The following is an 8,992-nucleotide window of genomic DNA, read 5'->3' on the forward strand; positions in this document are numbered from 1 at the left end:
ACTGCGGAGAGGTATTATAATGTGTTGGCCCTAGGTAAGGAGAATGATGAATTACCCAGCAGGCTTGGTAATATGCACCCTGACTTATTAAGTAAGTATTATGAAAGGAGGGGATGGGTTAATGGAATACCTAGCATGGAAACCTTAAGGAGGCTTGAGATCATTAAGTAGCGCCACTTAATTAATTATAGTGATCTTGGAGCCACATAGTATGTTAATGAGCCTGACGCGAATTCGTATGTTAACTTAATTGGTTTATTAGTGGCGAATTCAATTGTAACGTACTCACATATTGGTGCCATTTGCCTATTCATATTCATTATGTAGTCAAGGGAATAGGATGCCTCCTGCTTCTCACTTACTGAGAATTCCTGAAAGGACTCATCGGTACTTTGATACTGAACTTCATAATACCTACCCCCCTCACCAGAGGCCTTTATGGTAAATGACTCTGGGTCCGCAGTGAATGTAACTGCATCGCTTATATCCTCAGCCATTGTTAAAGCATCCTTAAACGCATCCATACTCATCCGTATTCTAACTGGGTAATCAATCTTTGGTTCCGGTATTTCCTCCTGAGCAACATCAACAATTGGTAGGTAGAATTTCCTATACATACCGCTTTCCCGCCCCTTGGAGCCATAGTATATTATCATTAGGAACCTGTTTCTCCCCTTATCAACACCTATGTCAACCTTATCCTTAGCCCTAATCCTCTTAGCCAGCTTCTTAATAGTGTCGAATAGAACACCAACCTTAATGGTGTCAGTTATATTAACCTCCTCAAGGGCTGTTGAAGGTATATTAAGGAGCACTAGGGAAACCTTAGATGAGTCAATCGCCTTAAGGCTAATACCATCAGGACTCATGACGAATAAAGCCTCATTTAGAACCTGAGCTAGACTTAGGAAAACATACCTAACATCCCTACCCTTAGGAAACGTAAATGTGTAAACAATCCCACTTTCCCCGCTCTCCTGCACTATTGAACCACCTTCAGCCTCACCCTCAGCCTCTTCAGCCTCCTCTTCCCCCCTCTCCTCCTCGTTCTCCTCAGGCATTATACTATAATTCTCAATAACCCTTTTTAAGGTTACGGGCTCCATTAAAGAATAATACTTACGATTCAGATCAGGAATGCTTTTACCAACGAAGTGCACGTTGTTAAATTGGCGTATGTTGCTAATTAGTAATGAGGCTAAGTATAAATATTATGGCCCCTCCCTATCTTAGGGGGTGGGGTTATGTTGGGGGTCTTGGGTGTTGGCTCTCTGGTGGGGGTTTAATGGTTCATTGTCACGTGGTGGTTTATTACCTTATATTTGATTGCTACTTTTAATTCTCAGTGGATTCTAGCGTGCTCATGATTTTCACTGCAAATTATAAAGCCCCAGTGAGTATATTAGTGAGTAATCCACCCACCAAGGCCACCTAATAATGAAGCATAACCACAAGTTTAAATAACTCCCACACATAACCCCACCATAAAGAATAAAACACGAGATACCATTATGTAATAGCCTTTTTAAGGAGTAGGGTATTATAGGAGGCGTGGATCAAGTTAAGCTTAATGGTGGTGAGTACGTTAGAATAGAAGGACCAGCAATGATTGAGGTTCTAAGAGGTAAACTATACATCCTTGGGGCTCAGTATGATGAAGGTTCAAGAATAACCATATTGAGGGCTAGAAGAGTTGTGGCTAAGGCGATTAATAATTCTGAATTATTAATTGTTCTTGGGCCAGGGGGCTTTGTGGATAAGCCTAAGGCTGGTGAGGAAATGATTGATGAATGGGATAGTAAATTGCCAATGGAATTAAGGGGTTCAGTAATAATGGTGATGGGGGCCATGGATTCCGGTAAAACAACCATTACAACAATACTTGTTAATAAGGCATCGTCAATGGGCTTAAAGGTGGGTGTGGTTGATGCTGATCCAGGGCAAAATGACCTAGGACCCCCCACCACCGTGTCCTGCTCAATACTCAGGGGTGGTAAGATAACTCACCTAAGTTACATGAGTCCAGTGAGGCAAGTATTCTTGGGTTCAACGAATCTTGAAGGTAATTGGTATAGGGCGGTTTATGCAGTAACTAAGCTTGTGAATTACTTAAAGGCCGCTGAATCGGTGGATTTCATTGTAATTAATACTGATGGGTGGGTTGAGGGGGAGGGTGCTGTTGAGTATAAGAGGGCATTGGTTAATGCCATTAAGCCTAACTACGTCATAATTATGAGGAAGGGCGATGAGGTTAATGGATTAATTAATGGATTAGGCGTAAGTAATACGCTTATTCTCAATGCCCCACCATCAATGAGGGTTAGGGATAGGAACGATAGGAAGATACATAGAGATATGGGTTATGGTAGGTATTTATCACCATCAAGGGAATTAACCCTCAACTTAAGCCAAATACCGGTAGTTAACATGCCCTTAACCGGTAGGGGATTAAATGGTAATTTAATGAGGCTAATCTCAAGCTACCTTAAGGTTAAGCCCATTTACATGGATTCCTTAAAGAATGTAGTAATGGTAGTATCAAGTACTGTTAAGGAGCCAATGCTTAGAAGTATACCAGGTGGTGTGGCGGTGCTGCTTCAACCCAATTGGGAGAATGGACTACTGGTAGGCCTAGAGGATAAGGATGGATTCCTAATAACGCTGGCAGTATTAAGGAGAATATATTATAATAATGGAAGAGTAGTTGTTACAGTACCTAAGAGGTTAAGCAACCTTGAGCTTAATAGCATAAGGGGGATTAGGGTTGGTTCAATAAGGGTTAATGAGCAGTTTGAGGAGGTTGATAAATTCAGTATAATATATAAGATTGAGAGAATTATTAGTGAAAATGGGGTAAACCCTTTTTCACATTAAACACATTACCCTACCACCATCTAGTGGCTCCTGGTTTCCGAGGCGCATGTGGGTTATGAGCCTTAGGCAACTGAAGGTTAAGCCACTGCAGGAGGGAACTAGGGTGGCGCCGTAAAGACCCCGCTAGTGGTAAAAACACCCACAGGCGAGTAGTGAATCCTCTTAGCTTAACTTAAATAGGATGGATAATTCCTCTTCATCATTAAGAAATCATGGAGGGTTAACTGAGCTCGGATTCTATGGAAGATAAGTTAATACGCTGGGGTTAGATTAGGTTGTGTGGGTGTTACTGAGCTTGGTAAGCTTATTTCAGATAATTTAAGGAGAAGGGTGAGCCTTGAGCTGCTTAACGGTAAGTTAATAGCCTTAGATGCCTATAATGCTCTCTATCAATTCCTAGCATCAATAAGGCAGCCTGATGGTACACCACTCATGGATTCTCAAGGTAGGGTCACCAGTCATTTGAGTGGATTACTTTACAGGACAATTAACTTACTTGAGTACGGTATTAAACCGATCTACGTGTTTGATGGTAAACCACCTGAATTGAAGCTTATTGAGATTGAGAAGAGGAGGAAGGTTAGGGAGAAGGCTGTGGAGGATTGGATTAAGGCAGTGGAGGAGGGTAAGAGGAGCGAGGCTAAGAAGTATGCTCAGAGGGCATTATTTGTAACAAATGATATGGTTGATGAGGCTAAAAGGCTCTTAGACTACATGGGTGTACCCTGGGTTCAAGCTCCAAGTGAGGGGGAGGCTCAGGCAGCATACATGGCTAATAAGGGTATTGCATGGGCTGCCGGTAGTCAGGATTATGACTCACTCTTATTCGGCGCCCCTAGACTAGTTAGGAACTTAACCGTGACAGGTAGGAGGAAGTTACCGGGTAGGGATGAGTACATTGAGGTTACCCCGGAGTTAATAGAGCTGAATGATGTGCTTAAGGCGCTTAAGCTAAGGGATAGGAGGCAATTAATAGACTTAGCAATACTACTGGGTACTGATTATAACCCTGAAGGAATACCAGGTATTGGCCCACAGAGGGCTCTTAGGTTGATTCAAGAGTATGGTAGCTTAGATAAACTCATGAGTACTGTGCTTAAGAATGCTCAATTCCCAGTGGATCCATTTAAAATAAGGGAATTCTTCCTTAACCCACCGGTGGTCCAGGAGGTTGATGTTAAGTTTAAGGAACCTAATGGAGATGAGGTAATTAGGCTACTGGTTGAGGAACATGACTTCAGCCAGGATAGGGTTAAGAATGCGTTAGAAAGATTGAAGAAGAGTATGGGTAAGGCTAGGGGATCCACAACCCTTGACTCATTCTTCGGTTGATTAAAATGACTAAGCAGAGGAAGGTAGACTGCGCGTACTTACTTAAATTAGTGAAGCTACTTGAGGACCCGTTCTCAAACTACTATAGTGACGGCTACTTAAATAGTGAGGGTATGACTATACTGAGCCTGATTGCTCAATTAACCATACGTGAAGCCCCCTGGTTAGCCTCATTATTTAGGAGGGCTAGGGAAAGGAGGGATCACCAATCCATTATGAAAGTACTGGAGGGCATTAGGGAATTATGCCCAGGTAGTGAGTATTAATTTTAATGTCTTAATGCCTTAACATTATTTACGTAAACCTTAAATAAGTCACCATTACTTCTCATAATTAATAAAGAGGCCATAATCACCAGTATTAGGGTAATGTTCCTAATGACCTTAAGCATAACACTGGTTCAATTAACCGTTAAATATGTCTTTCGCAGCGGTTAACCCAGTGAAGCCTAACTTACTGGACATGTGTAGGGGGATTCATGGTGAAGTGGAGTTAACGCCAATTATTGAGCAATTTATTGAGGCATTATTAGCTACCATAGATAATCCCCAATTATCATACTTAATAACACCCCACTGGGGGGCTAGGGCTTTAACTAAGGTTATTATCAGTAATGGGAATGTTAACGCAAGGTCCTTATCACCACTGTTTAAGGGTAGTGGCGAGATCTCGAAGCCCCTCATCCTTAAATTAAATAAGTCAACCATTGGTAGGAGGATTGATTATAAGAGGGCTTTACGTGAAGGCTTCAATTCAATAATCTACACTAGTGGTGATAATAATGTTAATGCACCATTGCTACTGGGGGATTTAACAATTAAGAGTAGGGGTGAACCCACTGAAATACCTGTAATACACGTACCAAAAATCACAGGAAGCGTTAAGGCTGGGTATAGTATTGAGTCAACTATAAGAAGTGAACTTTACTATGACTTAGTGATAATGAGGGAGGGGGATTCACCATACGCCGTAATCTTTGGTGTTAACGTTAGCCCACTCTTCATTGGTGTTGAATCATGCAAGGTACTGGGGACTTTAATCGATCTTGTAAGTAAGGTAACATCCTCCAGCTTTAAGCTTAACTACATTATTCACGTTGCAATTAATGATGAGTGGGGTAACCCAAGGTTTTCACCACTCTACTGGGGCTTCAGTACAGTATCATTTATGGAAAGTACCCTATGGAGTATCATTAGCGACTTAACTCCATTAACCTACGTTTACATAGATTCATTAGGCTATAGAAATACTATTAAGGCCCCTGTGGAGGTTAAGGAGGCATTGGGTATTGAGTATGTGGGTGAATTAGAATTCATGGAGTCCCCAGGCATATTAACGGAAAATTATGGTTACTGGCCAATTATAATTAAGAATAATGATGCAAACAGTGGTGAGTTAACTAACCTTAATGTTAATGATGTGCTGGGATTAATATTAAGTAGGCTGGAAGCAGCCCCCTCAAGCTTCATGGTTAAGGTTACTAATGCATTCATTAATGAGGTGAGGGATGTAATGAACCTTAACGGTGTTGGTGATTTAATTGAAAGGATTAATGAAGATAATGTAACCGCCGTGAAGAGGATAATGATTAAGTTCGTGTATGATAAGGTTAGGGAGAGGATAAGTAGGGTTAATTTACTTAACCCCATAGGCTATGAATCACTGCTCGACATAGCCACTGGGGAAGCCTACATTAACACCAGTGAGAACGCCCTTGAAGCTGAGTTAAGAAACCTTAAGCTTAAAGCATTAACTAGAATTAAGGAAATTCTAGTTAAGTAGGTTTAGGCTTAGGAATCAAGCTTTATAAAGAGTAGTTAGAATGCGCCTGCATGGCAACTAATATTAAGGAACTCATCCCAAGTATAGTTAACAAGGTTAGTTCATCAATAGTCGCTATTGTGACTGCTGGAGCTGTGGTGGATGAGTGGCTTAATGTAATACCCATTAGGGGTTTTGGAACAGGTTTTGCAGTTGATAGGCATTACATAGCCACGGCGGCCCACGTGGTTTCTCAACTTGGTGAGGTTACTGTGATTACAAGTGATGGTGACTTATTTGAAACTGAGTTAATTGGTACGGATCCTGAGGTTGATACGGCAGTTCTTAGAGTTGATGGTGAACTTAACCCAATTAAATTAGGGGACTCCGATAAATTAATGGTTGGTGAACCAGTAATAGCGGTGGGTTATCCATTGGGTTTAATGAATCAGCCCACTGCAACATTCGGTATAGTGTCAGCCTTAGGTAGGACTATAAGGACTGGGGAAACTATGCTTGAGGGTTTAATTCAAACGGATGCAGCCATAAATCCAGGTAATTCAGGTGGGCCATTAGTAAACCTGGATGGGGAAGTGGTGGGAATAAACACAGCCATAATAGCTGGAGCCCAGAATATAGGCTTCGCCATACCAATTAACCTAGCTAAATTATCAATAAGTGAATTAATAAGTAAGGGTATTGTTGAGAAGCCTAGGATAGGGATTTATGGTGTTGATATTAATAAGGTACTTGCAAGGCAATATAAGCTACCGGTGGATAGGGGTGTCTTAGTGGTTTCAGTTCAACCATACTCACCAGCTGATGAGGCTGGTTTAAGGAGGGGTGATGTAGTAACGAGTATAGATGATATTGAGTTATCATCAATAGTTAGGCTTAAGACATACCTTTACACTAGGTATATTGAAGGTAAGAGGGAGTTTAAGTTAAGGATTGTTAGAGGTAGGAAATCAATGACTGTTAATGTTTCACTTTAAAGGCATTACACGGCATCACCCTAATTAATAATTTCCTCGCCGGTATTGCAATTCATAAGCTAGAAAAGTTTAATAAAGAAGGATACGCAATAATTAGTATGCCTAACCAGGAGACTGAGGGTTACCTAGAGGCTGTGGTTGAGGGTGTTTACATTACTTCGACTGGTGCTGAGGCTGTTATGCTTCTAAGCACCGAGGAGTGGGGTGACTTCGTTTTACCAATTTGGATAGGTATGGCTGAGGCATTAAGCATACAGAAGGCAATGGGTCAAACAGACTTCCCAAGGCCACTAACACACGACCTCCTAGTGGATATTCTAGAAAGGCTTAATGCAACAATAGAGAAGATTACCATAGATGCATTAGTTGATCACACGTACACCGCAACAATATACCTTAAGGATAATAGAACTGGTTCACAACACTACATTGACGCTAGGCCAAGTGATGCGGTTGCGGTGGCTTTAAGAGTTAATGCGCCAATTTTAGTAGCGAATCACCTTAAGCAATATACAGTATCAATAAATGAATTATTAGGCAAATCCAATCAGGAGGAGGGGGAGGAGGGTAAGTCCATTTGAAGTAACTACAATATTAAATGCAGGTAATTCCATTACATTGATTCTAACTCATGTTCATCATGGCCATGCTCATGTGTTGGTGCATTAGCCGCATTAACCTTACCGCTAATAACCATCTTAACTGCATCATCAGCATTCACGCCATCAGGTACTATGTAGACCTTTAACTTAATGGACTTGGCAAGGTTAAATCCAGGCCTACCTATTTCACTCACAATCAATGAATCAGCACCCAATTCCCTTACCCTCCTTAATGCGTATAATCCCCTATGCATCTCAGCCTGCAATGCTGGATTAGGCTCCCTACCCACCAGCCTTACTGCATCACCATCTACTTCATAAATAAGTATGTACTCACCCTCCCCTGGACCTGTTATATGGCCCTCCGAGTCAACTATTACTGCTAGTTTCATAGCAATTCGATATCAGTATCGATTTTTAAATGTTTCCCCCACTGCCCACCAGTGCATTAGGTTCACTAAACTATTAGCGAATATCATATAGCTCAATGGATTCCAGACATAGGATTTTTGTGAAAAATTTAAAGGATCCTAACCATTAAACATTACGTAATGCTGGCTTATATTGATTATCCTGGGGATAGAAAAATAGTGACCAACCTAACTGAGCTCATTAGTGAATTCAAGCTATTTCCAGGGGCTTTGGCATCAGCAATAATAATGATTGGTGGGGTTGAGGTTAATGAAGATTATTTTAAAGTGTGGGCATCCATAACCGGCAGTAGGAGAATCATTGAAGATACATATGGGGAAATCTGGTCATATATTAAGGGAGTTTCTGGAAGTAGTGATATAATATCATTAATTATGAGGGTATATGAAGAATCAAGCGATTTAATAGATGTGATTGCATTATCGAATGCATTAAAGCTCTTCCTAGGATTCAACATGTATGATTTAGGTTTGGCAGTAATTTACGAGAACCCAATGGCAGTATTAAATAGAGAAAGAGTTGAGTTGAGGAGAGGCAAGACATTATTAACAAAGAGGCACTTAATGGGGGATCTTAGTCTTAACACCGCATTAATACTTCAAGGTGAATCAAGTAGTAAGATAGTGGACTGGGGTAACCCAGGAGTATTACCAGCCAGTAATGTAGTAGGTGATGAATCAGTAAGTGATCCAGCCTACACAGCATTAGCATTCGATATAGGGTTGGTATCAAATCCAAGTTTAAGTAAATTAACATTAATGGCCCCACAATTACCACCAGGTTCATGCATGGGGCAGGTAGTATTACTGCCATTAACATTAACTAACAGCATGATTACAAAACTAATTAATGAATTAAAAAATCAAGGCTTCACTGCTACAGCCGCTGGAATAAGTATAGTAGATGTAATAAAATGTATGAGGCATGACTTATGAATTAAATTAAAAATAATATTATTTAATTACTACTTTTTCTGACTTATTTATCTTCTTCTTA

At 40.7% G+C, this 8,992-nt stretch carries 11 protein-coding genes; 8 read left to right on the forward strand and 3 right to left on the reverse strand.

Annotated features, from left to right (window positions below):
- The coding region (locus BP896_RS09880; RefSeq protein WP_414633178.1) for an aldehyde ferredoxin oxidoreductase C-terminal domain-containing protein at positions 1-171 on the forward strand (171 nt) is incomplete at its 5' end.
- 14 nt (positions 172-185) lie between these two features.
- On the opposite strand, the gene BP896_RS02610 is transcribed toward BP896_RS09880, so the two are convergent.
- Positions 186-1,061 (reverse strand): DNA polymerase sliding clamp, encoded by an 876-nt coding sequence (locus tag BP896_RS02610; protein WP_291765346.1) that lies wholly within the window; start codon positions 1,059-1,061, stop codon positions 186-188.
- A 490-nt stretch (positions 1,062-1,551) separates the two neighbouring features.
- On the opposite strand from BP896_RS02610, the gene BP896_RS02615 reads away from it, so the two are divergent.
- The 3 genes from BP896_RS02615 (at position 1,552) to BP896_RS02625 (ending at position 4,472) form a co-directional block, all read left to right on the forward strand.
- Entirely contained in the window at positions 1,552-2,874 is a 1,323-nt protein-coding gene (locus tag BP896_RS02615; RefSeq protein WP_291765348.1) for a Clp1/GlmU family protein, read from the forward strand.
- A gap of 279 nt (positions 2,875-3,153) precedes the next feature.
- Positions 3,154-4,206, forward strand: coding sequence for a flap endonuclease-1 (gene fen / locus BP896_RS02620; RefSeq protein WP_291765351.1), 1,053 nt, complete (start codon positions 3,154-3,156; stop codon positions 4,204-4,206).
- Positions 4,207-4,211: 5 nt separating this feature from the next.
- A complete protein-coding gene (locus BP896_RS02625) occupies positions 4,212-4,472 on the forward strand; it encodes a hypothetical protein (protein ID WP_291765352.1) in 261 nt (86 codons plus the stop codon).
- A gap of 2 nt (positions 4,473-4,474) precedes the next feature.
- On the opposite strand, the gene BP896_RS02630 is transcribed toward BP896_RS02625, so the two are convergent.
- Positions 4,475-4,597, reverse strand: coding sequence for a hypothetical protein (locus BP896_RS02630; protein WP_291765353.1), 123 nt, complete (start codon positions 4,595-4,597; stop codon positions 4,475-4,477).
- Positions 4,598-4,623: 26 nt separating this feature from the next.
- Here BP896_RS02630 and BP896_RS02635 point away from each other — a divergent pair, with 26 nt between their 5' ends.
- The 3 genes from BP896_RS02635 to BP896_RS02645 all read left to right on the forward strand — a co-directional run bounded on the left by BP896_RS02635 (position 4,624) and on the right by BP896_RS02645 (position 7,543).
- On the forward strand, positions 4,624-5,988 hold the full coding sequence (locus BP896_RS02635; protein WP_291765355.1) for a hypothetical protein: 1,365 nt from the start codon (positions 4,624-4,626) through the stop codon (positions 5,986-5,988).
- A 50-nt stretch (positions 5,989-6,038) separates the two neighbouring features.
- Positions 6,039-6,962: a S1C family serine protease gene (locus tag BP896_RS02640; RefSeq protein WP_291765357.1), complete on the forward strand. Its 924-nt coding sequence runs from the start codon at positions 6,039-6,041 to the stop codon at positions 6,960-6,962.
- A 98-nt stretch (positions 6,963-7,060) separates the two neighbouring features.
- Positions 7,061-7,543 (forward strand): bifunctional nuclease family protein, encoded by a 483-nt coding sequence (locus BP896_RS02645; protein WP_291765360.1) that lies wholly within the window; start codon positions 7,061-7,063, stop codon positions 7,541-7,543.
- A 32-nt stretch (positions 7,544-7,575) separates the two neighbouring features.
- Here the strand turns inward: BP896_RS02645 and BP896_RS02650 are convergent, their stop codons facing one another.
- Positions 7,576-7,956, reverse strand: coding sequence for a NifB/NifX family molybdenum-iron cluster-binding protein (locus tag BP896_RS02650; RefSeq protein WP_291765363.1), 381 nt, complete (start codon positions 7,954-7,956; stop codon positions 7,576-7,578).
- A gap of 159 nt (positions 7,957-8,115) precedes the next feature.
- Between BP896_RS02650 and BP896_RS02655 the strand changes: the two genes are divergently transcribed.
- Positions 8,116-8,931: a hypothetical protein gene (locus BP896_RS02655; protein WP_291765365.1), complete on the forward strand. Its 816-nt coding sequence runs from the start codon at positions 8,116-8,118 to the stop codon at positions 8,929-8,931.
- The last annotated feature ends 61 nt before the right edge of the window (positions 8,932-8,992 follow it).

The sequence above is a fragment of the Caldivirga sp. UBA161 genome (assembly GCF_002506515.1).
Lineage (GTDB): Archaea > Thermoproteota > Thermoprotei > Thermoproteales > Thermocladiaceae > Caldivirga.

Coding starts and splice junctions, on each gene's coding strand:
- BP896_RS02610 (WP_291765346.1), bottom strand. CDS start 1,061: ATGCCTGAGGAGAACGAGGAGGAGAGGGGGGAAGAGGAGGCTGAAGAG.
- BP896_RS02625 (WP_291765352.1), top strand. CDS start 4,212: ATGACTAAGCAGAGGAAGGTAGACTGCGCGTACTTACTTAAATTAGTG.
- BP896_RS02630 (WP_291765353.1), bottom strand. CDS start 4,597: ATGCTTAAGGTCATTAGGAACATTACCCTAATACTGGTGATTATGGCC.
- BP896_RS02635 (WP_291765355.1), top strand. CDS start 4,624: ATGTCTTTCGCAGCGGTTAACCCAGTGAAGCCTAACTTACTGGACATG.
- BP896_RS02640 (WP_291765357.1), top strand. CDS start 6,039: ATGGCAACTAATATTAAGGAACTCATCCCAAGTATAGTTAACAAGGTT.
- BP896_RS02645 (WP_291765360.1), top strand. CDS start 7,061: ATGCCTAACCAGGAGACTGAGGGTTACCTAGAGGCTGTGGTTGAGGGT.
- BP896_RS02650 (WP_291765363.1), bottom strand. CDS start 7,956: ATGAAACTAGCAGTAATAGTTGACTCGGAGGGCCATATAACAGGTCCA.
- BP896_RS02655 (WP_291765365.1), top strand. CDS start 8,116: ATGCTGGCTTATATTGATTATCCTGGGGATAGAAAAATAGTGACCAAC.